General features: G+C 69.2%; 23 protein-coding genes and 1 tRNA gene. 7 read left to right on the forward strand and 17 right to left on the reverse strand.

Annotated features, from left to right (window positions below; all coding sequences use genetic code 11):
* Positions 1–8 precede the first annotated feature (8 nt).
* The 4 genes from rfbD to galE form a co-directional block, all read right to left on the reverse strand.
* The gene (rfbD, locus tag IWH25_RS01580) at positions 9–920 is read right to left on the reverse strand and encodes a dTDP-4-dehydrorhamnose reductase (RefSeq protein ID WP_203387612.1); all 912 of its coding nucleotides are present in this window, start codon (positions 918–920) and stop codon (positions 9–11) included.
* Entirely contained in the window at positions 917–1,981 is a 1,065-nt protein-coding gene (gene rfbB, locus IWH25_RS01585) for a dTDP-glucose 4,6-dehydratase (protein WP_203387613.1), read from the reverse strand. Before rfbB ends, rfbD begins: the two co-directional genes overlap by 4 nt.
* A gap of 225 nt (positions 1,982–2,206) precedes the next feature.
* Positions 2,207–3,541, reverse strand: coding sequence for a UDP-glucose dehydrogenase family protein (locus tag IWH25_RS01590; protein ID WP_203387614.1), 1,335 nt, complete (start codon positions 3,539–3,541; stop codon positions 2,207–2,209).
* 72 nt (positions 3,542–3,613) lie between these two features.
* Complete coding sequence (gene galE / locus IWH25_RS01595) at positions 3,614–4,633, reverse strand: UDP-glucose 4-epimerase GalE (RefSeq protein WP_203387615.1); 1,020 nt, start codon at positions 4,631–4,633, stop codon at positions 3,614–3,616.
* 144 nt (positions 4,634–4,777) lie between these two features.
* On the opposite strand from galE, the gene waaC reads away from it, so the two are divergent.
* Positions 4,778–5,734: a lipopolysaccharide heptosyltransferase I gene (gene waaC / locus IWH25_RS01600; RefSeq protein ID WP_203387616.1), complete on the forward strand. Its 957-nt coding sequence runs from the start codon at positions 4,778–4,780 to the stop codon at positions 5,732–5,734.
* Positions 5,731–7,005, forward strand: a complete 1,275-nt coding sequence (waaA, locus tag IWH25_RS01605; RefSeq protein ID WP_203389122.1) for a lipid IV(A) 3-deoxy-D-manno-octulosonic acid transferase — start codon at positions 5,731–5,733, stop codon at positions 7,003–7,005. Before waaC ends, waaA begins: the two co-directional genes overlap by 4 nt.
* On the opposite strand, the gene IWH25_RS01610 is transcribed toward waaA, so the two are convergent.
* The 7 genes from IWH25_RS01610 to IWH25_RS01640 all read right to left on the reverse strand — a co-directional run bounded on the left by IWH25_RS01610 (position 6,983) and on the right by IWH25_RS01640 (position 14,715).
* Entirely contained in the window at positions 6,983–8,317 is a 1,335-nt protein-coding gene (locus IWH25_RS01610; protein WP_203387617.1) for a TolC family outer membrane protein, read from the reverse strand. The two genes, waaA and IWH25_RS01610, sit on opposite strands and share 23 nt — an antisense overlap.
* 25 nt (positions 8,318–8,342) lie before the next feature.
* The gene (locus IWH25_RS01615; RefSeq protein WP_203387618.1) at positions 8,343–8,675 is read right to left on the reverse strand and encodes a rhodanese-like domain-containing protein; all 333 of its coding nucleotides are present in this window, start codon (positions 8,673–8,675) and stop codon (positions 8,343–8,345) included.
* Positions 8,676–8,689: 14 nt separating this feature from the next.
* Entirely contained in the window at positions 8,690–9,343 is a 654-nt protein-coding gene (locus IWH25_RS01620) for a protein-L-isoaspartate O-methyltransferase family protein (RefSeq protein WP_203389123.1), read from the reverse strand.
* Positions 9,344–9,423: 80 nt separating this feature from the next.
* Positions 9,424–12,528, reverse strand: a complete 3,105-nt coding sequence (locus IWH25_RS01625; protein ID WP_203387619.1) for an efflux RND transporter permease subunit — start codon at positions 12,526–12,528, stop codon at positions 9,424–9,426.
* Positions 12,525–13,595, reverse strand: coding sequence for an efflux RND transporter periplasmic adaptor subunit (locus IWH25_RS01630; RefSeq protein WP_203387620.1), 1,071 nt, complete (start codon positions 13,593–13,595; stop codon positions 12,525–12,527). The genes IWH25_RS01625 and IWH25_RS01630 overlap by 4 nt, the downstream gene beginning before the upstream one ends.
* Positions 13,592–14,251 carry a TetR/AcrR family transcriptional regulator gene (locus tag IWH25_RS01635; protein ID WP_203387621.1) on the reverse strand — a complete coding sequence of 220 codons (660 nt, stop codon included), beginning with the start codon at positions 14,249–14,251 and terminating at the stop codon, positions 13,592–13,594. The genes IWH25_RS01630 and IWH25_RS01635 overlap by 4 nt, the downstream gene beginning before the upstream one ends.
* Positions 14,252–14,364: 113 nt before the next feature.
* On the reverse strand, positions 14,365–14,715 hold the full coding sequence (locus tag IWH25_RS01640; protein ID WP_203387622.1) for a hypothetical protein: 351 nt from the start codon (positions 14,713–14,715) through the stop codon (positions 14,365–14,367).
* Between the two features lie 162 nt (positions 14,716–14,877).
* Here IWH25_RS01640 and IWH25_RS01645 point away from each other — a divergent pair, with 162 nt between their 5' ends.
* A complete protein-coding gene (locus IWH25_RS01645) occupies positions 14,878–15,201 on the forward strand; it encodes a hypothetical protein (RefSeq protein WP_203387623.1) in 324 nt (107 codons plus the stop codon).
* A 99-nt stretch (positions 15,202–15,300) separates the two neighbouring features.
* The gene (locus tag IWH25_RS01650) at positions 15,301–17,295 is read left to right on the forward strand and encodes a UvrD-helicase domain-containing protein (protein ID WP_203387624.1); all 1,995 of its coding nucleotides are present in this window, start codon (positions 15,301–15,303) and stop codon (positions 17,293–17,295) included.
* Here the strand turns inward: IWH25_RS01650 and IWH25_RS01655 are convergent, their stop codons facing one another.
* The 3 genes from IWH25_RS01655 to IWH25_RS01665 are packed head-to-tail and all read right to left on the reverse strand — an operon-like array spanning position 17,296 to position 21,685.
* Entirely contained in the window at positions 17,296–19,173 is a 1,878-nt protein-coding gene (locus tag IWH25_RS01655; RefSeq protein ID WP_203387625.1) for a putative bifunctional diguanylate cyclase/phosphodiesterase, read from the reverse strand.
* On the reverse strand, positions 19,170–19,700 hold the full coding sequence (locus IWH25_RS01660; protein ID WP_203387626.1) for a YfiR family protein: 531 nt from the start codon (positions 19,698–19,700) through the stop codon (positions 19,170–19,172). The genes IWH25_RS01655 and IWH25_RS01660 overlap by 4 nt, the downstream gene beginning before the upstream one ends.
* An 11-nt stretch (positions 19,701–19,711) precedes the next feature.
* Positions 19,712–21,685: a TonB-dependent receptor plug domain-containing protein gene (locus tag IWH25_RS01665; protein WP_203387627.1), complete on the reverse strand. Its 1,974-nt coding sequence runs from the start codon at positions 21,683–21,685 to the stop codon at positions 19,712–19,714.
* Between the two features lie 191 nt (positions 21,686–21,876).
* Here IWH25_RS01665 and IWH25_RS01670 point away from each other — a divergent pair, with 191 nt between their 5' ends.
* Positions 21,877–22,242 carry a hypothetical protein gene (locus IWH25_RS01670; RefSeq protein WP_203387628.1) on the forward strand — a complete coding sequence of 122 codons (366 nt, stop codon included), beginning with the start codon at positions 21,877–21,879 and terminating at the stop codon, positions 22,240–22,242.
* A 65-nt stretch (positions 22,243–22,307) separates the two neighbouring features.
* Here IWH25_RS01670 and IWH25_RS01675 read toward each other — a convergent pair whose 3' ends face one another.
* Positions 22,308–22,754 carry a c-type cytochrome gene (locus tag IWH25_RS01675; protein ID WP_203387629.1) on the reverse strand — a complete coding sequence of 149 codons (447 nt, stop codon included), beginning with the start codon at positions 22,752–22,754 and terminating at the stop codon, positions 22,308–22,310.
* A gap of 121 nt (positions 22,755–22,875) precedes the next feature.
* Between IWH25_RS01675 and IWH25_RS01680 the strand changes: the two genes are divergently transcribed.
* Positions 22,876–22,952 (forward strand) — tRNA-Arg (locus IWH25_RS01680).
* 48 nt (positions 22,953–23,000) lie between these two features.
* On the opposite strand, the gene IWH25_RS01685 is transcribed toward IWH25_RS01680, so the two are convergent.
* Entirely contained in the window at positions 23,001–23,474 is a 474-nt protein-coding gene (locus IWH25_RS01685) for a tellurite resistance TerB family protein (RefSeq protein WP_203387630.1), read from the reverse strand.
* 111 nt (positions 23,475–23,585) lie between these two features.
* Between IWH25_RS01685 and IWH25_RS01690 the strand changes: the two genes are divergently transcribed.
* A complete protein-coding gene (locus IWH25_RS01690; RefSeq protein ID WP_203387631.1) occupies positions 23,586–24,164 on the forward strand; it encodes a hypothetical protein in 579 nt (192 codons plus the stop codon).
* 9 nt (positions 24,165–24,173) lie between these two features.
* Here the strand turns inward: IWH25_RS01690 and IWH25_RS01695 are convergent, their stop codons facing one another.
* On the reverse strand, positions 24,174–24,758 hold the full coding sequence (locus tag IWH25_RS01695; protein ID WP_203387632.1) for a flavin reductase family protein: 585 nt from the start codon (positions 24,756–24,758) through the stop codon (positions 24,174–24,176).
* Positions 24,759–24,800: the final 42 nt, after the last annotated feature.

Here is a 24,800-nt window from a genome sequence, read left to right on the forward strand (position 1 = left end):
GACCTTGCTCAGTATCCATTCGCCCTCTTCAGTGAAAGCAGCTGCAACATGCGGGAAAGGAACGGCCGCCAGTCGGGCAGTTCGAGGTCGAAATCGCGCTCGAGCCTGCCGCAATCCAGCCGCGAGTTCGCCGGCCGGCGCGCCGGCGTTGGGTAATCAGCAGTAGCGATCGCCGTCACCGATTCTGGGGCAGGCACCCCGTCGAAGCCGGGCGTGGCGGCCGCCAATCGGAGGATCTCGCGGGCGAAGCCGCACCAGCTGACCGGATCGGCCGCCGTCAGATGATAGAGGCGAGCGTCCTCGATCAGGGTGCCGCGGCGGGACGCCGCCAGCACTTGCCCGGTGACGTCGGAAATCAGCGCCGCCGGTGTCGGCGCCCCGACCTGATCGTCGACAATGCGCAGCGGCCTGCCTTCGCCGGCAAGGCGCAGGATCGTCTTCACGAAGTTGTGGCCGCGCGCGCCGAACACCCAGCTGGTACGGTAGATCAACGCGCGGCCGCCGACGGCAAGAATGGCCGCTTCGCCGTCGCGCTTGGTTGCGCCGTAGACCGAGAGCGGGCAGGTCGGGTCGCTCTCGACGTAGGGCGTCGCCTTGCTGCCGTCGAACACGTAGTCGGTCGAATAATGCACGAGCAGCGAACCGAGCAGCTTCGCCGCCTCGGCCATCACCGTCGGCGCCGTGGCGTTGATCGCCTGCGCCAGCGCCGGCTCGCCCTCGGCGCGGTCGACCGCGGTGTAGGCGGCGGCGTTGACGATGATGCGCGGCTTCACCGCGGCGATCGCCGCGCGGATCGCCGCCGGGTCGGCGAGGTCGCACTGCGCGCGGTCGACCGCGGTGACGGCGCCCAGCGGCGACAGCGAGCGCTGCAGCTGCCAGCCGACCTGGCCGTCGCAGCCGAAGAGCAGGATCGGGGTCATGCGCGCTTCCCGTAGTTCTGTTCGGTCCATTGCCGGTAGGCACCGGAGGTGACGTCGGCGACCCAGCCGGCGTTCTCGAGATACCACTGCACGGTCTTCTTGATTCCGGTGGCGAAGGTTTCGGCCGGCCGCCAGCCGAGCTCGCGCGCAATTTTCCGTGCGTCGATCGCGTAACGACGGTCGTGGCCGGGACGGTCGGTGACGTAGGCGATCTGGTCGCGATACGAACCGGCCGCCTTCGGCCGCGCCGCGTCGAGCAGGTCGCACAGCGTATGTACGATCGTCAAGTTCGGCATCTCGTTCCAGCCGCCAATGTTGTACACCTCGCCGAGCTTGCCGGCTTTGAGCACGCGGCGGATCGCCGCGCAGTGGTCGCCGACGTATAGCCAGTCGCGGATCTGCTGGCCGTCGCCGTAGATCGGCAGCGGCTTGCCGGCCAACGCGTTGTGGATCATCAGCGGGATCAGCTTCTCCGGGAACTGGTAGGGGCCGTAGTTGTTCGAGCAGTTGGTCGTCAGCACCGGCAGGCCATAAGTGTGGTGGTAGGCGCGGACAAGGTGGTCGGAGGCGGCCTTCGACGCCGAGTACGGGCTGTTCGGCTGGTACGGGTTGCTTTCGGTGAAGGGCGGATCGTTCGCCGCCAGCGAGCCGTATACCTCGTCGGTCGACACGTGCAGGAAGCGGAAGGCCTGCCGCTCGGCGTCGGCGAGCGCCGCGTAGTGGGCGCACACGCACTCGAGCAGATGGAAGGTGCCGACGATGTTGGTCTGGATGAACTCGCCCGGCCCGTGGATCGAGCGGTCGACGTGGCTCTCGGCGGCGAAGCTGATCACCGCGCGCGGCCGGTGCTGCGCGAGCAGCGCGGCGACCAGCTCGCGGTCGCCGATGTCGCCGCGGACGAAGAAGTGGCGCGCATCGCCCTGCAGCGCCTTGAGGTTCTCGAGGTTGCCGGCGTAGGTCAGTTTGTCGAGATTGACGACGGGTTCGTCCGACTGGGCCAGCCAGTCGAGAACGAAGTTGGCGCCGATGAAGCCGGCGCCGCCGGTGACGAGGATGGTCATGGTATCTCCCTGGATGCCGCCGAATCTGATTGCGCACCGCATATTTCACAATTACCGCTATATCGGTTGCCAATCAGCGCGCTCTGGCGATCAAAGATAGAACCAGCGGCGTGTCGCTGATTGCAAGTTTTCGGGGCATCTGCCCTAGCCCTCGGCATGGATTCAAGCTACGCTAGCTGCCATATGCGAAGCAAAGTGCAGCCGCGGGAACAAGCAGATTCTTCTTCAAGCAGAGCCCCCACGCCCAATGGCAATGTAATCGAGACCGGAAGCACGAACGACTTCCGGATCATAAAGATTGCGCCCGTCAATGAGTACGGGCGTTCTGAGCCGATCACGGATTGCCGAAAAATCGGGCGACTGAAACTCTTTCCACTCGGTCACAATGATCAGAGCATCCGCCCCCTCCAAAGCGGACAGCGGTGTCGAAGCATAACGAAGCGCCGCGTGATCGCCGAAGACGCGCCGTGCTTCGGCCATCGCCACTGGATCATAGGCAACGACTTCAGCGCCGGCGCCGAGCAAGTCGGCAATCAAATAGCGACTGGGCGCTTCGCGCATGTCATCGGTATTCGGCTTGAACGCCAGCCCCCACACCGCGAACCGGCGAGTGTTCAAATCGTGGCCGAAGCGAGCCACGGTTTTTGCAAACAGCACGCGCTTTTGCGCATCGTTCGCCGCCACCACCGCGTTCAGCACTTTCATCTCGATCCCGCCGTCGACACGCGCTGTTTGCCGGAGCGCCTGCACGTCCTTCGGAAAGCACGAACCGCCATAGCCGCAGCCAGCGTAGAGGAAGTGATACCCGATTCTCGGATCGGCCCCGATCCCCTGTCTGACGTGCTCGATATCCGCCCCTAGCCTTTCGGCCAGGTTGGCCAATTCGTTCATGAAGCTGATGCGCGTCGCCAGCATCGCGTTCGCGGCATACTTGGTCAGCTCTGCCGAGCGGACGTCCATGACGATCATTCGTTCATGGTTGCGCTGAAACGGTGCGTACAGCGTCCGCATCAGTTCGATCGCACGATCGTCTTCGGCGCCGACGACGATGCGGTCCGGCCGCATGAAATCACCGACGGCAGCTCCTTCCTTGAGGAATTCCGGATTCGACACGATGCTGAACTCGTGCTTCTCGCCCCGCTTCACCAGTTCTTCCGCGATTACGGAACGCACTTTGTCGCCAGTCCCAACCGGCACGGTCGATTTGTCGACAACAACCCGGTAGCCGCTCGTATACCGGCCGATATTGCGCGCAGCTTCAAGCACATACTGCAAATCTGCTGACCCATCTTCATCAGGTGGAGTGCCGACCGCGATGAACTGAATCGTTCCATGCTCGACCGACGCCTGGATGTCAGTGGTGAACCGCAGACGCCCTGCTGCGACATTGCGGCGAACGATTTCCTTCAGCCCGGGCTCGTAGATCGGCATACCGCCTTCCTGCAGCAAACGAATTTTTTTCGCGTCGACATCGATGCACAGCACGTCATTGCCGACATCGGCCAAACATGCGCCGCTCACCAATCCGACATAGCCAGTACCCACTACCGTGATTTTCATTGTTGTCACCTCAAATCAACTGCCAAAAACAGCCACCTAGAAAACTTTGCGGTCACTCCTATATCCCGCACATCAGTCCGCCACGCCGTAGCCGTCGGGGTTCATCGATTGCCAGCGCCAGGCGTCGGCACACATCCGATCGAGATCGAACTCGGCGCGCCAGCCGAGCACCTCGGCCGCATATGCCGGATCGGCGTAGCAGGCGGCGACGTCGCCGGCACGGCGTGGCGCGATGCGGTACGGGATCGCGCGGCCGCTGGCGCGGGCGAAGGCGGCGACCACTTCCAGCACCGAGTAGCCGCGGCCGGTGCCGAGGTTGGCGGTGAGCACGCCGGGGCGCTGCCGCAGCGCGTCGAGCGCCTTCAGGTGCCCGCGCGCGAGGTCGACGACGTGGATGTAGTCGCGCACACCGGTGCCGTCCGGCGTCGGGTAGTCGTCGCCGAACACCGCCAGTTCCGGCCGTCTGCCAGCCGCGACCTGGCTGACGAAAGGCATCAGGTTGTTCGGGATGCCGGCCGGATCCTCGCCGATCAGCCCCGATTCGTGTGCGCCGACCGGGTTGAAGTAGCGCAGGATCGCCAGCCGCCAGCGTGCGTCGGCGCGCGCCAGGTCGCGCAGGATGTCCTCGACCATCAGCTTGCTGCGCCCGTAGGGATTGGTCGCCGACAGCGGGAAATCCTCTCGGATCGGCACCGATGCCGGATCGCCGTAGACCGTCGCCGACGAGCTGAAGACCAGCGTGCGCACGCCGGCTTCATCCATCGCCCGCAGCAGCGCGAGGCTGCCGTGCACGTTGTTGTCGTAGTAGGCGAGCGGTTGCTCGACCGACTCGCCGACCGCCTTCAGCCCGGCGAAGTGGATCACCGCGTCGATGCAGTGCGCGGCGAACAGCCGGGAGAGCGCATCGCCGTCGCGCACGTCGCCGCACACGAACTCCGGCGCGCGGTCGGCGATGCAGGCAACGCGGGAGAGCGCCTCCATTTTCGAATTGCACAGGTTGTCGAGGACGAGCACCTCGCAGCCCGCCGCCAGCAGTTCGACGCAGGCATGCGAGCCGATGTAGCCGGCGCCGCCGGTGACCAGCACCTTCATCGCGTCGCCTCCGCGCGAGCGGGCGCCGCCGCGCCGCGAACGGCGTGACGGACGGGGGACGACGACGGGGAAGCGGGGCGCTGCATGCGGGCGATCCCTTATAATGCGGCCTTTGCCGGGGCAAAGGGCCTTATTTTACCTGCGATGCGCATCCTGCTGGTCAAAACCTCCTCGCTCGGCGACGTCATCCACAACCTGCCGGTCGCCGCCGACCTCGCCCGGCAGATCCCCGGCATCGAGATCGACTGGTGCGTCGAGGAGTCGTTCGCTGACATCCCGCGCCTGTCGCCGGCGGTCCGTGAGACGATCCCGGTCGCCGTCCGCCGCTGGCGCAAGCGGCTTTTCTCGGGCGCGACCTGGCGCGAGATCGGCGCGCTGCGCCGCCGCCTCGCCGGCGGCGGCTACGACGCGGTGCTCGACACGCAGGGCCTGCTGAAGAGCGCGCTGATCGCGACGCTGGCCGCCGGCCGCCGCCTCGGCCACGACCGCAACTCGGCGCGCGAGCCGCTCGCCGCCCGCTTCTACGACCAGACCTTCGCCGTGCCGCGCGAGCTGCACGCGGTCGAGCGCAACCGCCGGCTGGCCGCCGCCGCCTTCGGCTATGCGCCGCCGCCGGCGCTCGACTACGGCATCGCCGCGCCGGCCTTCGCCGCCGCCTGGCTGCCGGAGACGCCGCTCGCGGTGCTGCTCACCGCCACCAGCCGCGACGACAAGCTGTGGCCGGAAGCCGACTGGATCGCGCTCGGCCGGGCGCTGGAAAAACGGGGTCTGTCCCCCATTTTGCCGGCCGGCAACGCGGTCGAGCGGGAACGCGCGGCGCGCATCGCGGCGGCGATTCCCGGCGCCGTCGCCGCGCCGCCGCTGTCGATCCGCGAACTCGCCGGCGTCCTCGGCCGCGCGCGGCTGGCAGTCGGCGTCGACACCGGCCTCGCCCACCTCGCCGCGGCGCTGCAGGTGCCGACCGTCGCCCTCTACACCGCCACCGAGCCGGCGCTGACCGGCGTCGCCGGCGCCGGCTTCGCCCGCAACCTCGGCGGCGCCGGCCGGCCGCCGGCGGTCGGCGAGGTGCTCGCCACTGCCGACGAGGCGCTCTCCGGCTGATGGCGCGCCTGCTCTACTCGCTCGCCTTCTACCTGGCGCAGCCGCTGATCTGGCTGCGCCTGCTGCTGCGCGGCCGCAAGCAGCCGGAGTACCGGCGGCACGTCGGCGAGCGCTACGGCTTCTATCCGGCGGCGCCGCAAGGTCCGCTGCTCTGGCTGCACGCCGTCTCGGTCGGCGAGACGCGCGCCGCCGAGCCGCTGATCGAGGCGTTGCTCGCCGCCCACCCGCGGCACACGCTGCTGCTCACGCACATGACGCCGACCGGGCGCGAGACCGGGCGGATGTACATCGACCGCCACCCGGGCCGCGTCGCCCAGGCCTACCTGCCCTACGACCTGCCGGACGCGGCGGCGCGCTTCCTCGACCGTTTCCGGCCGGAGATCGGCATCTTCATGGAAACCGAACTGTGGCCGAACGTCATCGCCGCGGCAAAGACCCGTGGCATCCCGCTGGCGCTGGTGAATGCCCGCCTGTCGGCGAAGTCGCAGCGCGGCTACCGGCGCTTCGCCGCGCTGGTGGCGCCGGCCTTCGCCGCGCTCGACCTGGTCGCCGCGCAGACCGCCGACGACGCCGAACGACTGGCGAGCGTCGGCGCGCGCGCGCCGCAGGTTACCGGCAACCTCAAGTTCGACGTGACCCCGGACCCGGCGAAGCTCGCCCGCGGCGCCAACTGGCGCGCCGAGATCGGCGGCCGGCCGGCGTGGCTGGCGGCGTCGACGCGCGACGGCGAGGAGGCGCTGGTCCTCGACGCCTTCGTCCGGGCCGCCGTGCCGAATGCGCTGCTGATCGTCGTGCCACGCCACCCGCAGCGCTTCGCCGAGGTCGCCGCACTGGTCGCCGGCCGCGGCCTCACGGTGAAGCGGCGCAGCCTGGAGGAAATTCCGGACGCCGGCACACAGGTCTGGCTGGGCGACAGCATGGGCGAGATGGCGAGCTACTACGCGGCCGCCGACCTGGCGCTGATCGGCGGCTCGCTGCTGCCCTTCGGCGGGCAGAACCTGATCGAGGCGGCGGCCTGCGGCTGCCCGGTGATCGTCGGCCCGCACACCTTCAACTTCGCGCAGGCGGCCGACGACGCGGTGGCCTGCGGCGCCGCACGGCGCATCGCCGGCGCCGACGAACTGGCGGAAACGGTGACGGCGCTGCTCACGCATCCGGAGCAGCGGGTGGAAATGAAGGAACAGGCGATCGCGTTCAGCCGCGCCCACCAGGGCGCGACCGCGCGGACGATGGCGCTGCTGGCGACGCTTACTGCGCGAGCAGCGCGTTGACCTTGGCCAGATCGGCCTCTTCCAGCGTGCCGACCGCGGATTTCAGCCGCAGCTGCGCCAGCAGCGTGTCGTACCAGGCCTTGGCCAGGTCGCGGCGGGTCGCGTAGAGCTGCTGCTCGGCGTTCAACACGTCGATGCCGATGCGCACGCCGACCTCGTAGCCGAGCCGGTTCGATTCGAGCGAGCTCTGGCTGGAGACCAGCGCCGCCTTCAGCGCCGCCACCTGCGCGGTGCCGTTGGCGACGCCGAGATAGGCCTGGCGCGCCGCCTGCGCGGCGTTGCGGCGGGCAGCCTCGAGCTGCTGGCGGGCGGCCTCGCGGCTGGCTGCCGCCTCGCGCGTCTTCGAGTTGACGAAGCCGCCCTGGAACAGCGGGATGTTCAGCTGCAGCGCGGCGGTGTTCGAGCGCGTCTCGAAACCCGGCGACACGGGACCGGTCGACAGCGGCAGCGCGGCGCTCTGCGCCGCGTTGCCGTGCGCGACGACGGCATCCAGCGTCGGGTAATGGCCGGCGCGGCTCTTCTCGACTTCCTTGGCGGCGACCTCCAGCGCCAACTGCTGCAGCTGCACCGCGATCGCGTCCTTCTCGGCGGCCTCGACCCAGCGCGCCATCACGTCCGGCCGCGGCCGTTCGAGCGCGGCCTTGTCGCGCAGCTGCGCGAGCGCGCCCGGATCGCGGCCGACCACCACTTCCAGCGCCCGCCGCTTGATCTCCAGGTCGCTGTCGGCGGCGATCTCCTGCGCCGTCGCCAGGTCGAAGCGCGACTGCGCCTCGTGCGTGTCGACGATGGTCGCCGTGCCGACCTCGAAGTTCTTCTTCGCCTGCTCCAGCTGTTGCGCGATCGCCTTCTTCTGCGCCTGCAGCGCGCGCAGGTTCTCCTCGGCGTAGAGCACGTCGAAGTAGGCCTGCGCGACGCGCAGGATGACGTCCTGCTTCGCCTGCGCGAACTGCGCCTCGGCCTGCGCCGCCTGCATCCTGCCCTGCTGCCAGGTGACCACGTTCTGCCAGCGGAACAGCGGCTGCGTCAGCGTCACCGTGTAGCCATTGCTGTTGTATTGCGCCTTCGCCGTGACGCCGGAGCTGTCCAGTTTGCGCTCGAGGTCATTCCACTGCGTGTTGGCCGACGCGCCCAGCGTCGGCAACAGGCCGGACAGCCCCTGCGCCTCCTTTTCGCGACCAGCGTCGGCCTGGTGGCGGGCGGCGAGGAACTGCGGATCGTTATCCAGCGCCAGCCGGTAGACCTGCAGCAGGTCGGCGGCGCCGGCGCTGCCGGCGAGGCAGGCAGCGGCAAGAAGGAGGGACAGTTTTTTCATCGAGGGCATGACAGGAACCCGCTGGTCAGTAACGCGGCATCGACGGATCGACGTCGTCGGCCCAGGCCGCGACGCCGCCGCTGAGGTTATGGACGGAAGCAAAGCCGTTGCGCTCGAGGAAGAGAGCAACCTGGTAGGAACGGACGCCGTGGTGGCAGACGACCACCGTCTCGGCGTCCGGATCGAGTTCCTGCTGGCGCGCCGGCACGCTGCCCATCGGCATCGCGAGCGCACCCTCGATGCGACAGATCGCCACTTCCCACGGTTCGCGCACGTCGAGCAGCACGGGGCCGGGGCGCTCGTTGCGGCCGGCAGCCGCCAGCCATTCCGCGAGTTCGTTTGCCGAGATCTGTCGCATTCGTCTCCGGGAGCCTAGAAAACGAACTGCTCGCGCTGGACGGCGTTCTTCAGCGGCGCCGTCACGGTCTCGAACAGGTTCACGGTGTTGAAGGTGGCGTCGCCGGTGCGCACCACCAGCTGCGCCTCCATCGCCGGCGCCTCGCCGACGATCGCCACCAGGCGGCCGCCGACTTTCAGCTGCTGCAGCATGTCGGCCGGCAGCACCGGCAGCGACGCGGAGACGACGATCACGTCGTAGGGCGCGCCGCTCGGCCAGCCGCGGGCGCCGTCACCCTTGACCAGGTTGACGTTGCCGATGCCGGCGCGCGCCAGGTTCTGGCGGGCGACTTCGAGTTGGGCGCCGTCGATCTCGACCGAGGTCACCGACGCCGCACGGGCGGCGAGCAGCGCCGCCATGTAGCCGCTGCCGGCGCCGATCTCGAGCACCTTGTCGCTCGGCTTGACGCCGGCTTCCTGCAGCAGCCGGGCCTCGACCTTCGGCTCGAGCATCGTCGAACCGTTGGCCAGCGGCAGCTCGACGTCGGCGAAGGCCAGCAGCTTGCTGCCTTCCGGCACGAACTCCTCGCGCTTCACCTGCGACAGCAGGCCGAGCACTTCCGGATCCAGCACCTCCCACGGTCGGATCTGCTGCTCGATCATGTTGAAGCGTGCCTGTTCGAAATCCATGTTGACCGCCATGTTCATCGCTTACCCCGTCGCGTATGCATATTAGTCGAAGCTAATATGTCTGTCCAAAGAAAGCGCGATTATACCTCGCGGGCCGGACGCCTTGTTTCGGGGGTCACCCGGTACCAGGCGGCGTACAGCGCCGGCAGGAAGAGCAGCGTCAGCGCCGTGGCGACGACCAGCCCGCCCATGATCGCCACCGCCATCGGCCCCCAGAAGACGCTGCGCGTCAGCGGAATCATCGCCAGGATGGCCGCCGCCGCGGTCAGCATGATCGGCCGGAAGCGGCGCACGGTCGAGCCGACGATCGCCTCCCAGGTCGGCTTGCCGGCCTTCTCGTCCTGCTCGATCTGGTCGACGAGGATCACCGAGTTGCGCATGATCATGCCGGAGAGGGCGATCACGCCGAGGTTGGCGACGAAGCCGAAGGGCACGTTGAAGACGAGCAGCGCCAGCGCCACGCCGATCAACCCGAGCGGCGCCGTGAGCAGCACCATCAGCGTGCGCCCGATGCTCTGCAGCTGCATCATCAGCAGCGTGACGACGGCGACCAGCATGATCGGCATCACCGCCTTGATCGAGTTTTCGCCCTTCGCCGACTCCTCGGTGGTGCCGCCGAGTTCGATGCGGAAGCCGGGCGGCAGCTTGGCGCGGATCGCGTCGAGCTGCGGGTCGATCTGCGCCGACACCACCGGCGCCTGCATGTTGTCGCGGATGTCGGCCATCACCGTCACCGTCGGCAGCCGGTTACGCCGCCAGATCTGGCCGGTCTCCAGCTCGTAGTGGATCTTCGCCACCTGCGCCAGCGGCACGTGGCGCCCGCCCGCGGTCGGCACGTTGATGTCGGCCAGCCCGGCAAGGTCCCGGCGCTCGCCCGGCGTCGCGCGGATGACCACGTCGATCGACTGGTCGCCCTCGCGCAGCTGCGTCACCGCGGCGCCGACCAGCACCGTCTGCAGCGACTGCGACAGGTCCTGCGTGCTGACGCCGAGCGCGCGCGCACGCTCCTGGTCGATCTCCAGGCGCACGCTCTTCGCCATCTCGTTCCAGTCGAAGCTGACGTCGGCGGTGTGCGGGTTGGCGCGCATCACCGCCGCCACCTCGGCGGCGGCGCGGCGCAGCTCGGGGATGTCCTTGCCGGAGACGCGGAACTGGATCGGGTAACCGACCGGCGGCCCGTTCTCCAGGCGCAGCACGCGCGCGCGCACTGCCGTCCACTCGCCGTCGGCGCGCGCGAAGTCCGCCTCCAGCCGCGCCTTCAGGTCCTCGCGCGCGTCGATGCCGTGCGTCGTGATCACCAGCTGCGCGAAGTTGTCGTGGAACAGCTTGAGGTCGAGCGGCAGATAGAAGCGCGGGCTGCCGTTGCCGACGTAGGACGCCACCGCCTGCACCGACTTGGCCATCTCGGGATTATCGAGGAGCAGGCGCTCGACCTTCTTGGTCACCTCCTCGCTCGCCTTCAGTGACGCGCCCTGCGGCAGCCACAGGTCGACCAGCAGCTCGGGCCGGCTGGAGGCCGGGAAGAACTGCTTCTGCACGCCGCCGTTGAAGGCGGCGATGGCCAGCGCGAAGGCGCCGGCGGTGGCGGCGATGACGATCCAGCGGCGGCGCACGCACCATTCGACCAGCGCGCGGAAGCGGCGGTAGAACGGCGTTTCGTAGATGTCCTCGCCGTGCTGCTGCGCCTTGGCGACGAGCTTCTTCGGATCGAGCAGCTTGTAGCCGAGGTAGGGCGTGAACACCACGGCGACGACCCACGACACGAGCAGCGCGATGGTCACCACGGCGAAGATCGAGAAGGTGTATTCGCCGGCCGCCGAGCGGGCGAAGCCGACCGGCATGAAGCCGGCGGCGGTGATCAGCGTGCCGGTCAGCATCGGGAAGGCGGTCGAGGTGTAGGCGAAGGTCGCCGCGCGGAAGCGGTCCCAGCCCTGCTCCATCTTCACCACCATCATCTCGACGGCGATGATCGCATCGTCGACCAGCAAGCCGAGCGCGATCACCAGCGCGCCGAGCGAGATGCGCTGCAGGTCAATGCCGAACACCAGCATCAGCAGGAAGGTCACCGCCAGCACCAGCGGGATCGACAGCGCGACGACGGTGCCGGTGCGCAGGCCGAGGCTGAGGAAGGAGACGGCGAGCACGATGGCGATCGCCTCGCCGAGCGAGAAGACGAACAGCTTGATCGACTGCTGCACGATCTCCGGCTGGTCGGCGACGACATGCACGTCGATGCCGGTCGGCAGGTCGGCCTCGAGACGCTTCATCTCCGCCTTCAGCCGCTCGCCGAGGCGGATCACGTCGCCGCCCTTGGCCATCGCGACGGCGATGCCGACCGCGTTGCGGCCGGCCGCTCGCATCCGTGGCGCCGGCGGCTCGACGAAGCCGCGCGTCACCTCGGCGACGTCGCCGAGACGGTAGGTACGGCCGTTAGCGACGATCGGCGTCGCCCGCACGCTGTCGGCACTGGCCAGCGCGCCGTCGACGCGCAGCCGGATGCGGTCGCTGGCGGTCTCGAAGAAGCCGGCCGGCGCCATCGCGTTCTGCCGCGCCAGCGCGTCGGCCAGCTGCGCGACCGTGAGGCCCTGTGCGGCGAGCTTGGCGTGCGAGATCTCGACGTAGATCCTCTCGTCCTGGACGCCGATCAGCTCGACCTTCTTGACGTCGGCGACCTGGCGCAGCTCGCGCGCGATCTCGTCGGCATGGCGGCGCAGCGCGCCGTCGTCGAAGCCGTCGCCGGTCAGCGCGAAGATGCTGACGAAGGTGTCGCCGAACTCGTCGTTGGCGAACGGCCCCTGCACGCCGGCGGGCAGGGTGTGGCGGATGTCGCCGACCTTCTTCCTGACCTCGTACCAGGCGTTCGGCACTTCCTGCTTCGGCGTGTAATCCTTCAGCAGGACGAAGATCAGCGATTCGCCGGCGCGCGAACTGGAGCGGATGACGTCGACCCATGGCGTCTCCTGCAGCTTCTTTTCCAGCCGCTCGGTGACCTGCTGCTCGACCTCCTGCGCCGTCGCGCCCGGCCACAGCGTGCGCACGACCATCGCCTTGAAGGTGAAATCGGGGTCCTCGGCGCGGCCGAGCTTGAAGTAGCTGAGCGTGCCGGCGAGCATCAGCACGACCATCAGGTAGAGCACCATCGAGCGGTGCCGCAGCGCCCACTCGGAGAGATTGAGGTGCCTCATTTGGCGGCGGCGAGATCGGCGACGGCGGTGCCCGCACCGCGCTCGGCGACGCGGATCCTCTCGCCGGCGGCGAGCTTGTGCACGCCGGCGACGACGATGCGCTCGCCGCGCGCCAGCCCGCCGGCGAGTTCGACGCGACCGTCGGTGTAGCGGGCGACCTCGACCGCGCGCAGCGCGACGGTGGCGTCGTCGCCGACCAGCCACACCGCCGGCTTGCCGTCCTTCTGGAACAGCGCCGCCTGCGGGATGGTGAGGCGTTCAGCTGCCGTGCCGGCGCTGAAGCGGACGCTGGCGCTCATGCCGAGGGCGACCGCCGCGTCCGCTTCGAGGAGGGCAACGCGGGCGGCGTAGGTGCGCGTCGCCGGGTCGGCGACCGCGGCGACTTCGCGCAGTTTCGCCGGATAGCTGCGCGCAGCGTCGGCCCACAGCGTGACTTCGGCCTGCTTCGCCTGGCGCACCTCGGGCAGACGCCCCTCCGGGATCGCGATCGCCACCTCGGGAACGTCCAGCCGGGCGACGCGGAACACCGGCTGGCCGGCGGCGACGACCTGCCCGACTTCCGCCAGCACCTGGCCGACGACGCCGTCCTGGTCGGCGCGCAGCACCGTATAGGCGGACTGGTTGCGCGCCAGCTCGGCCTGCGCGGCAGACGCCTTGAGCGTCGTCTCGCGGCTGTCGAGCGCGGCCTGGCTGACGAAGTTCTTTTCGCGCAGCTCGCGGAAGCGACGCAGGTCGGCGTCGGCCAGGCGGCGTTGCGCCTCGGCGGCGTCGGCGGCGAGCGCCGCGTCGACCGGATCGAGGCGGGCCAGCACCTGCCCGGCCCTGACCGTCGCCCCGGCATCGACCAGGCGTTCGCTGATCTTGCCGGCGATGCGGAAGGCGAGCGCCTGCTCGACTCGCGAGCGGACTTCGCCGGCGTAGGTCGGCGCAGCGGCCGCGGCCGCGACGCCGACGCGTTCGGTCAGCACCGGACGCAGCGGCGCCGCCTTGGGCGCCTCGCGGGCGCAGGCGGCGGCGAGCAGGGCGGCCGCCAGCGCGGCGGCGGTCATGGCGGGGCGCACGATCATGCTTTCCTTCCGTCGGCGAGCAGGCCGTTGAGCAGGATGTCGAAATGGGTGGCGAGGAAGCGCGGCGGATCGATGTCGTTGCCGCAGGCGCACAGCGAATAGCGCCAGACGACCAGCATCAGCAGCGGCGCGATGAGCACGTCGATCGCCGATTCGACGTCGAGCGCGCGGAACTCGCCGCTGGCGATCCCGCGCTGCAGCGCGGCGCGCAGCAGCGAGCGGCCGCGCGAGATGACGCGGTCGTGGTAGTACTGCGCGATCTCGGGGAAGTTGCGCGATTCGGAAATGATCAGCTTGGGAATGCCGCCCAGCCGCGTGCCGCCGATCTGCTGCCACCAGCCGAGCAGCAGGCCGCGCAGCAGTTCGGCGCTGGTGCCATCGTAGCCGGCGAAACGCTGCTCGGCGGCGGCCAGAGCGGGCACGATGCCCTCCTCGACGACCGCCTTGAACAGCGCTTCCTTGCTGTCGAAATAGAGATAGAGCGTGCCCTTGGAAACGCCGGCGCGGGCGGCGACGTCGTCGAGGCGAGTGGCGGCAAAGCCCTTCTCGACGAAGAGGTCGAGCGCGGCCGCGGTCAGCTCGGAGGGGCGAGCCTCCTTGCGGCGCGAGCGCGGTCGCTTGTCGGCGGCGAAGGGCGGGTGGGCGGGCGAAGTCACGGCGATGGGCAAAAGGCGATAAATTACTGACTGACCGGTCAGTAATTTATCGCCCCGCCGTGCGGCTGTCAATCACCCCGGCCGGCGGCACCGCACGCCGGCCGCCTCGGCGTCTATCCGGCCAGCCGCCGCAGCTCCAGGCGGACGGCGCCGGCTGCCTGGCGATAGGCCGCCAGGCATTCGCGCAGCGTCTCCGCGTCGCCCGCCTCCCACGCCTGTGCGGCGCGCTCGAGCGCGCGCCGGCAGTCCGTACAGGTGTCGCGCAACGCGCCGAGCGCCGCGTCCGGCAGCAGCCCCTGCGCCTGCAGGCCGCGCACGACCTCGCCGGGGCGGCAGGCGCACGCCGGCTTGTCGCGCTTGAGGAAGCTGGCGGTGACCTGCAGGGTCTCCGCATAGCACGCGTTGAACAGGGTCTGCACCGCGTAATGGCGGCTGACCGTCTTGAATTGACTGGTTTTGTTCATATCCCCCCCTTTGAACTCGTATGTGTAGACGCCGCGCAAAGAATGCGCAAGGAATATTTCGCGGCGATGACCGCCGCCCCCGCCGGGGCTGGCGGCGGCACGCCGCTAAAGCTTTGCGCACGCAATGACGTTAATGACTTGTCCCCCGCCGCGGAGTCCGCGATGTCCGCCATCCGTCCCACCACCTCGCCGCCGCCGTCGTCTTACGCTGCCCCCGAGCGCCCGCGCCGGGAATCGCGCGTCGCCGTGCAGCCGGTCCAGCTCGAGCGGGAGGTCGAGGCCGACCGCCGCCGCTCGCTGCGCGAGGAACTCGACGCCGCCGACGAGCGCCGGCCGCTTGCCGACGGCGACGCGGCGGCGCCGGGCGTCGAACAGCTGGTCGCGCAGATCGGCCTGCTCGGCGAGGACGCGCTGCGCGTGCTGCAGCCGATCGCGCCGGAAGTGCGCCGGCTGGTCGAGCCCGACCACGTCGACGAACAGGCGTGAGCGGCTTGCGGTAGAATCCGGCGAACGATTCACGCGCCGCGCCCCGGTCCGCCGGGGCGCTTCGTTTTTCTCCGACGCATTTCCGCCGCCTCCCGCCCGATGTCCGCCCACCTCAACGCCCCGCAACGCGAAGCCATCCGCTACCTCGACGGACCGCTCTTGGTCCTCGCCGGCGCCGGCTCGGGCAAGACGCGGGTGATCACGCACAAGATCGCCTACCTGATCCAGGAATGCGGCATGAAGCCGTCGAACATCGCGGCGATCACCTTCACCAACAAGGCGGCGCGGGAGATGCAGGAGCGCGTCGGCACGCTGCTCGAGGGCACCTCGACCGGCGGCCTGACCATCTGCACCTTCCACGCGCTCGGCGTGCGCATCCTGCGCGAGGAGGCGAAGGTCCTCGGCTACAAGCCGAACTTCTCGATCTTCGACTCGACCGACTGCTACGGCATCGTCTCCGACCTCGCGGGCAGCGTCGACAAGGCGACCATCCGGAAGCTGCAGAACGTCATCTCGAACTGGAAGAACGCGCTGGTCACGCCGGACATGGCGGTGAAGCTGGCGCAGGACGACACCGAGGCGCTCGCCGCGCGCGCCTACCGCGACTACGCGGCGACGCTGAAGGCCTACCAGGCGGTCGACTTCGACGACCTGATCATGCTGCCGGTCGAACTGTTCGAGAAGCACCCCGAGGTGCGCGAGAAGTGGCAGAACCGGCTGCGCTACATCCTCGTCGACGAGTACCAGGACACCAACGCCTGCCAGTACAAGCTGTTGAAGCTGCTGACCGGCCCTCGCGCGATGTTCACCGCGGTCGGCGACGACGACCAGGCGATCTACGGCTGGCGCGGCGCCGACATCGAGAACCTGCGCGGCCTGCCGCGCGACTACCCGAACCTGAAGCTGGTCAAGCTCGAGCAGAACTACCGCTCGACGGTGCGCATCCTGAAGGCGGCGAACGCGCTGATCGCCAACAACGAGAAGCTGTTCGAGAAGAAGCTGTGGTCCGACCTGGGCATGGGCGACCTGATCAGCGTCACCGCCTGCAAGGATCCGGAGAGCGAGGCCGAAGCGGTGGTGATGAAGCTGCAGGCGCACAAGTTCGAGCACCGCACGACCTTCTCCGACTACGCGATCCTCTACCGCAGCAACCACCAGGCACGCATCTTCGAGCAGTACCTGAGGAACCAGAAGGTGCCCTACCTGCTCTCCGGCGGCCAGTCCTTCTTCGACAAGGCCGAGATCAAGGACATCACCGCCTACCTGCGCCTGCTGGCCAACTCCGACGACGACCCGGCCTTCATCCGCGCCGTGACCACGCCCAAGCGCGGCGTCGGCGGCAGCACGCTGGAGGCACTCGGCACCTACGCCGGCGAGCGCCACATTTCGCTGTTCGCCGCGGTCTTCGAGGAGGGCTTCGCGCACCGCGTCGCTTCGCGCCAGCTCGACCCGCTGCTCGAATTCTGCGAGTTCATCAACCGCATGGAATGGCGCGCGAAGAAGGAACCGCCGGGGCAGGTACTGCCCGACCTGCTCGCCGCCATCGGCTACGAGACCTGGCTGTACGACCACGAGGAACCGCGCGCCGCCGACAGCAAGTGGAAGAACGTGCAGGAGTTCACCGCCTGGCTGACCAGGAAGGGCGAAGAGGACGAGAAGACCCTGATCGACCTGACGCAGACGATCGCGCTGATCAACCTGCTCGACAAGGGCGAGTCGGATTTCGACGGCGTCCAGCTGTCGACGCTGCACGCGGCCAAGGGCCTCGAATACAAGCACGTCTTCCTGGTCGGCATCGAGGAAGGCCTGCTGCCGCACCGAGAGTCGCAGGACCCGGTAAAGATCGAGGAGGAGCGCCGGCTGATGTACGTCGGCATCACCCGCGCCCAACGCAGCCTGCACGTCACGCACTGCGAGCGGCGGCCGGCGGGCAAGGAATGGAACCCGTGCGAGCCGTCGCGCTTCATCGCCGAGATGGGCAAGGACGACCTGCGCTTTTCCGGCGGCAAGGCGGCCGGCGGCGAGCCGGACAAGGCCTCGTCGGGCGCCCGGCTGGCGGCGATGAAGGCGCTGCTGTCCGGCGCGAAATCCTGATCAGGCGTTGGCGGCGAGGTATTGCGCCACCTGCGCCGCCGGCATCGGGCGCGCGAACAGGTAGCCCTGGCCGAGATCGCAGCCGAGGTTGAGCAGCGCCTCCGCCTGCGCTGTCGTCTCGATGCCCTCGGCGATCACCGTCAGGCCGAGGCTGTGCGCGAGCGCGATGATCGCCGTCGCGATCGCCAGGTCGTTCTGGTCCTTCGGCAGGTCGCCGACGAAGCTGCGGTCGATCTTCAGCGTGTCGATCGGCAGCCGCTTCAGGTAGCTCATCGACGAGTAGCCGGTGCCGAAGTCGTCGATCGCCAGCTTCACCCCCAGCGCCTGCAGCTGCTGGAAGGTCTCTATCTGCGCGTGCACGTTCTCCATCACCATCGATTCGGTCAGTTCCAGCTCCAGCCAGTCGGCCGGCACCGCGCAGTCGGCGATCAACTGCGCGATGCGACGGGTGATGTCGTCGACGCGCAGCTGCCGCGTCGACAGGTTGACCGCGACGTGCAGCTTGTCGCGCCGGCCGTCGTTCCACCGCCGCAGGTCGTTCAGCGCCTGCGTGATGACCCATTCGCCGATCGGCACGATCAGGCCGCTGTCCTCGGCGATCGGGATGAAATCGGCCGGCGACACGTTGCCGTGCTCCGGGCTGTGCCAGCGCAGCAGCGCCTCGAAGCCGAGTACCCGGCGGCGCATCAGGTCGACCTTCGGCTGGTAGTGCAGCGCCAGCTCGCCGCCCTGCAGCGCGCCGCGCAGGCTGCTCTCCAGCGACACGCGCTTCTTCACGTTGAGGTTCATCGCCGGCACGAACAGTTCGAAGACGTTCTTGCCGGCGACCTTGGCCTGGTACATCGCGGTGTCGGCGTTGCGGATCAGCGTCCGGCTGTCCTCGGCGTCCTCCGGGAAGAAGGCGACGCCGATGCTGGCGGTGACGAAGAAGTCCTGCCCCTCGATCGGGAAGGGCTGGCCGATGCTCTCGATCAGCTTGGCGCAAACCTGCGTCGCCTCGCTGCGCGCCGACAGCCCCTTCAGGATCACCGCGAACTCATCGCCGCCGAGCCGGGCGACGATGTCGTCGCGGCGCAGCGAGCGCAGGATGCGCTGCGCCACCATGCGCAGCAGCTCGTCGCCGGCCTGGTGGCCGAGCGTGTCGTTGACCTGCTTGAAGTTGTCGAGGTCGAGCAGCAGCATTGCGACGTTCTCGTCGAAGCTGGCCGCCTCGTCGATCGCGAACTCCAGCCGCTCGTTGAAGGCGTTGCGATTGGCCAGCCCGGTCACCGGATCGACGTGCGCCAGGTGGCGCAGGTTCTGCTCGGCCTGGCGCACCGACTGGCGCACGCGCGACAGCAGGCCGACGGCGAGCAGCAGCGCGATCGCCGCCACCGCCGCCGACGACAGCGCGTAGATGCCCAGCCGGCGCTCGACCGAGGACATCGAGATGACCACGTAAACACGGCCGAGCAGCGCCCCCTGGTGCGTCACCGGCGCCACCAGCTCCAGCCGCGAGGTGCGGAAGCGGTGGTCGCTATCGCCCAGTTCGCCCACCGCCGGCACCGCCTCGGCGAAATCCGGCGGATAGGCGGCGAGGCGCGCGCCGTCCTGATCGACCAGCACCGCGCCGAGCACGATCGGCGACGCGCGCAGGCTGCCGACGATTTCCGCGGCGGTCTGTGAGTCGCGGAAGACCAGCGCCGCCGACAGGTTGTCGGCGACGACCGCCGCCTTGACGCGCGAGTCCTCGAGCAGCGCGCTACGCAACGTGAAGAATTCGACGATGACCAGCAGCACCACCGCCAACAGCAGTGCCGCGCCGGCCGCCATCGCGCTGGCGAAGAGCAGGCGATAGCTGATCCGCGGCGAATGCGGGGAATGGTCGTCGCGCATCATTGCACGCTCTTCGCGAGACGCAGCAGGCGCGACGAAATGACCAATCCGGCCCGCCCGGCGCGCGTGTTGTCGACGATGAACGACATCCGCCCGGCATCGACCGCCATGCCGATCATCATCCCCTCGCGGATCAGGTCGGCGTCGTCGGTGACGGTGAGCACCGCCCCGCCCTCGCTGGCACGGCGGATCGCCGCCACGCGCGGGCGGTCGCCCTCGGTGGCGACGACCACCTGACAATCGCCCGCGTTCGCATCGGCGAGCGGAAGCAGCACGATCCTGCGCTCATTCACCACCTTGCCGGAGACTGCCTGCAGCGCCATGTACAGCGCCGACCCCTGGCTGGCGCAGACGGTCAGCGACGGCCCCTTCAGCGTATCCTTCGGCCACTGCGTGAACTGCACGAAGTTGTAGATGAAGGCCGCCTTCAGGTCGTGCTCCGGCACCTGCTGCGCCTGCGCCCCCGCCGCCGCGGCGAAGACGGCCGCGCTGGCGCAGAGCAGCCGACGGAACAGGGAGGCGGGGCGCATCCGGCGCGATCTCAGAAACGGTAGCTCAGCTTCAGGCGGAAGTTCCGCCCGTTCTGCTCGACGCGGTCGATCGGATCGAGCTCGCTGCCCGCCGGATCGTAGTAGCGCCGGTCGAACAGGTTGTAGAGCGTGGCCGAGACTTCCAGGTCGCGCGCCAGCCGCGGCGCGACCAGCGTCAGGTTGGCGATGGCGAAGCCGGGCGCCTCGCCGCGCACCTCGCTCTTGCGGCTGGACATCGCCTGCACCTCCACGCCGGCGAGCAGGCGCTCGCCAAGGAAGGGCGCGGTCAGGTTGGCCTTGAACAGGCGCGCCGGCGAATTGGTGATGCGTTCGCCGCTCGCGCCGTCCTCGGCACGCTGCCAGCTGGCGCCGACGCGTACCGCAAGGCCACCGGCGAAGCGGCCGCTCCACTCCAGCTCGACGCCGCGCGCGCGCACGCTGGCGACGTTGGCGAAATAGAAGCGGTCGGCAACCGCATCGTACTGCTGCACGATCAGGTCCTCGACGTCGTTGCGGTAGACGCTGGCAACCACGCGCTGCTGCGGCGACAGCGCGTGCTCGAGCACCAGCTCGCGGCTGCGGATCGTCTCCGGTTTCAGCGCCGGGTTGGTACGATAACCGCTCGGCGTGTCGGTCGCGTAATGCCGCTCGAACGCGTTCGGCGGCCGGTAGGCCTCGCCGTAGAGCAGCTTCACCGCGGTCTGCGGCAGCGGCTTGTAGATCAGCGCGAGGCGCGGGCTGGAGGCGCTCGGCGCATCGTCGATATGGTCGTAACGCACGCCGGCGTTGAACAGCACGCGCTCGCCGAGCGCGATCTCGTCCTGCAGGTAGAGGCCCTGCGTATGGCCGTCGGTGCGCGAATCGAGGTAGGAGGCGTAGGGCGCGACGTCGAAGTTCTTCTGCCGGATGCCGGTATCGCGGCGGTACTCGGCGCCGGCGACGATGCGGTGGCCGCGGAAGTGCGTGCTGGTCAGCTGCAGTTCGCCGCCCCACATGCGCCCCTCGGCCTCGTCGCGGTTGGTGTAGAGCGGCGGCCCGTAGATGAAGTCGCCGCGGTAGCGGTATTCCTGTGCATAGCCGCGCGCGCTCAGCGCCAGCTCGGGCGCGAGCGCCTTGCGGTACTCGGCGCTGAACGACGCGCTTTCGTCCACCGACTCGGAACCGCGGGCATTGAACACCTGCCCGAACGACGCCGTCGGATTCTCCTTCGTGCGGCGCCCTGCCATCAGCCCGAGCGTCAGCTCTGCGCTGCGCAGCTTGGCGAAGAACGAGCCACTGCGGTCGCCGTCGAGGTCGTCGGCACGACCGCCGTGCGCCGGATAGCGGTGGTCCTGGCCGCGCTGGTAGTAGCCGCTGGCGGACAGCAGCCAGTCGCTCCCGTCATCGCGCACGGCGCCGTGCGTCAGCCGCAGCTTGCCGGTGCCGTAGCTGCCGGCAGCGGCTGCCGCCTCGCTGCCGCGGTAGTCGCTGCCGTTCCTGGTGATGACGTTGATCACGCCGAAGAAGGCGTTCGAACCGTAGACCGACGAGCCGGCGCCCGGCACGAACTCGACGCGCTCGATCAAATCGACGTCGAGCGGCGACTCGCTGCCGACCATCGCCTGGTTGAAGACGCTGTCGTTCTGGCGGATGCCGTCGACCAGCAGCAGGATGCGGCTGTTGTAGTCGCCCGAGCGGGCGAAGCCGCGCACGCCGACGTAGCTGAAATAACGATCGTAGGAAACATAGACGCCGCGCAGCGAGGCGATCACTTCGCCCAGCGTGCGATAGCCGAAGCGGCGGATTTCGTCGGCGGTAACCACCGACACCGCCGCCGGTGCGTCGATCGCCTGCTGCCGGAACTTCGACGCACTCTGCACCTCGACCTGCATCAGCTGCTCGATCGGCAGCGCCGTCAGGTCGGCCACCACGGCGCGGCCATCGCCGATGCCGCAGGCCAGCAGCCATGCCGCCGCCATCGCGTGCCGATACGCCTGTCGTCCCATCCCGCCTCCCCCGCTGTTTGTTCGATCGCGTTTGATTAACGATTTTAAACCGTGCGATCACATTACGTTACAGCAAGTTACCCAACTCCTGACTACCGGCGGGCAACCCGCCGCGTTGTTCGCTGCAAGGCCGGAACGAAAACGACCGATCCGGCCGGGAAGCACAATCAACCCACGTCAAGGAGATTCAAATGCTGAAGAAGATCATCGCCCTCACCATCGCCGCCGCCTTCGGTACCGCCGCCCTCGCCCAGAGCGCGACCCCGGCGACGCCGGCAACCCCGGCCACGCCGGCGAAACCCGCGGTCGAAGCCGCCAAGCCGGCGACCCCGGCCACTCCCGCGACGCCGGCCGCGGCTGCGACGCCGGCCGCCGAAAAGAAGGCCGATGCCGCCAAGCCGGAGATGAAGAAGGAAAGCAAGAAGACGCCGAAGGCCAAGGGCGAAGCGAAGGGCGTCGAGAAGAAGTCCGACGCCGCTCCGGCCGCCGCGCCGGCCGCCACGCCGGCGGCAGCGGCTGCCCCGGCCGCCGCGAAGCCGGCCGAAGCCAAGAAGTAATCCGGCGGTGCCAGCAAAAAGGGGATGCCCGCTGGCATCCCCTTTTTTGTCGAGCGGCCGCCCGCTTACTTGGAGAGGCCGACCAGATGCTCGACCGCGGCCTTCACTTCGGCGTCGCTGAGATCGGCGGCGCCGCCCTTCGGCGGCATCGCGCCCTTGCCGTTGATCACGCTCTTCACCAGTTCGGCCGTCCCCTTGGCGATGCGCGGCGCCCACGCCGCCTTGTCGCCGGTCTTCGGCGCGCCGGCGGCGCCGGCGGCATGGCAGGCCTGGCACACCGTGCCGTACACCGCGGCGCCGTCGCGCGGCTTGCCACTGGCGGCCGGTGCCGCCTTCTGCAATTCGACGCGCGCGACCGGCTGGATGCGCTGGTCGGCGTCGTCGCTGCCGGTGCCGGCCGGGGCCGTACCCTTGCCCAGCCTCGACAGCGGCACCAGCGCCACGACCAGCAGCACGGCGACGGCGATGACCACGTACATGATCGACGTGGAGGAGTGGGGTTTCTCTGCCATGGGGTGTTTCCTTTAATGATTGTTGATCTAAGGCATTGATTATATCGCCCTTCCCCCTGCTGCCAGAAGGGTCAAGTTGGACGCGGCGGACGAAACCCGTTATCCTTGACGCCCTTTCCGCGCGCCCGTAGCTCAGCTGGATAGAGTACTGCCCTCCGAAGGCAGGGGTCGGACGTTCGAATCGTCTCGGGCGCGCCAAGAACAAATCAGAGGGCCGGTTCCGCAAGGAGCCGGCCCTTTCGCTTTTCAGCCCGGCGCCAGCCCGGTCGCTTCGCGTGCCCGCTGCTTGGCGGCGACGTAGTCGGCGTGGCCGACGTGCAGCAGGTCGGCGATCTTGCGCATCAGGTGCGCCTCGTGCGCGTCGAGGTGGCCGTCGCACATCGCGACGCGCCACAGGTTCTCGACGATGCGCACCTTCTGCGCCGCGTCGCAGGCCGTGTTGATCAGCGACGTGAACTGGTGGTAGCCGCTGGCCTGGCGCGCCTCCTCCTCGGCCAGCGCCAGCAGCGCCGCGAGCTGCGCGGGATCGAGGGCGAACTCGCGGCGCAGCGTGGCGACCACCGACTCGCGCTCGGCGTCGGCGATTTCCCGGTCCATGCGCATCATCTCGACCAGCAGCGCGGCGGTGGCAAGCTGCAGCGCCTTCTCGCCGTCGGCCTCGGCCGGGCGGGCGCCGGGTTCGATGAACTGGCTGAAGAATTCCCTGATGCCGGCAATCATGTCGCGCTCCCTGGCGTGCGCCGGCGACGCCGGCGCGATGCCACGGATTGTAGCCGAGCGATCCGCCGCACACTTCGCCGCCAGGCCATCTACACTGTGCAGGCGCGACCTATGCCGACCGCCCTGCAAACCATGGACACGCCTCTTGCCGCCCGGTGCCGCCGCAGCGCCCTGCTCTGCGCGCTGGCGCTCGCCGGTGCTGCCGGCGTCGCCGGCGCCGAGGAGCGCTGGCTGTACCTCGGCGACATCGCGCCGACGATGTCGTGGCCGACCGGACAGGTCAGCATCGACCTCGCCAGCCTGCGCGAACGCGGTCGCCGCCACGAGATCTGGGAGCGCACGCTCTACCTGCCGGAACCGGCGCAGCAATGGACCTGGCTGCCGGGCGACGGCCCGCCGGAGCGGCGTACGCTGTGGGCGATCCGCTGCTCGCGCGCGGCGATGGCGGTGATCACGCGCGGCCTGTCCGGCTCGTTCGAGCCGCGCGCCGAAGTGCTGCGCTACTACGTGCCGGCGCCGGGCAGCGCCGACGGCGCGGTGCTGGAAGCGACCTGCGCCCGCGTCCGGCGGACGGCGCCGGCCACCGAGCCGCAGCCGCCGGAGCCGCTGCCGGAGGACCAGCGGGCGGCGTGGCGGATCCTCGAGCGACCGCCGCCGGTGTTCATCGACCTCGAGGACGAGGACGACTAGCGCCGCGGTTCACTCCGCGCCGCCGATCTCGAGACCCTCGCCGGTGGTGTAGAAGGCGCCGCCGGCAACGTAGTGCAGCGTCCGCCGGTCGTCCGGCGCGCGTTCGAAGTGCCAGCGGCCGTCGGCGAACACCGCCGGGTCGGCCCAGGCGGCGACGACTTCGGCGAGGAACAGGTCGTAGCGCAGCTCGTTGTGCGCCTCGGGGAGCACGCGGCACTCCAGCCAGCCGACGCAGCCTGCGAGCAGCGGCGCCTCGACCTGCGCCGCCGGCCGCGTCGCCAGCCCGAAGTGCGCGAACTTGTCGCCCCGGCATTCGGGATCGCGGCCGCTGCACGAGCCGACGGCGAGCACGGTCGCCGCCTGCGCCCGGCACGGCACGTTCAGCACGAAGCTGCCGGAGGCGGCGATCAGCTCGCGCGTGAAGGTGCTCCGGTCGACCACCACCGCCACCTTCGGCGGGTCGAAGTCGAGCGGCATCGTCCACGCCGCCGCCATCAGGTTGCGGCGGCCGGCGTGGGCGCTGGAGACCAGCGTCACCGGGCCGTGGTTGAGCAGGCGGTAGGCGCGGGGCAGGTCGACGGCGGCGAGAGTCATGGCAGGGTTCCGGAAAGCGTTTGAGGCCCGCGCATTTTGCCC

It is taken from the genome of Azospira restricta, from assembly GCF_016858125.1.
Classification (GTDB): Bacteria; Pseudomonadota; Gammaproteobacteria; order Burkholderiales; family Rhodocyclaceae; genus Proximibacter; species Proximibacter restrictus.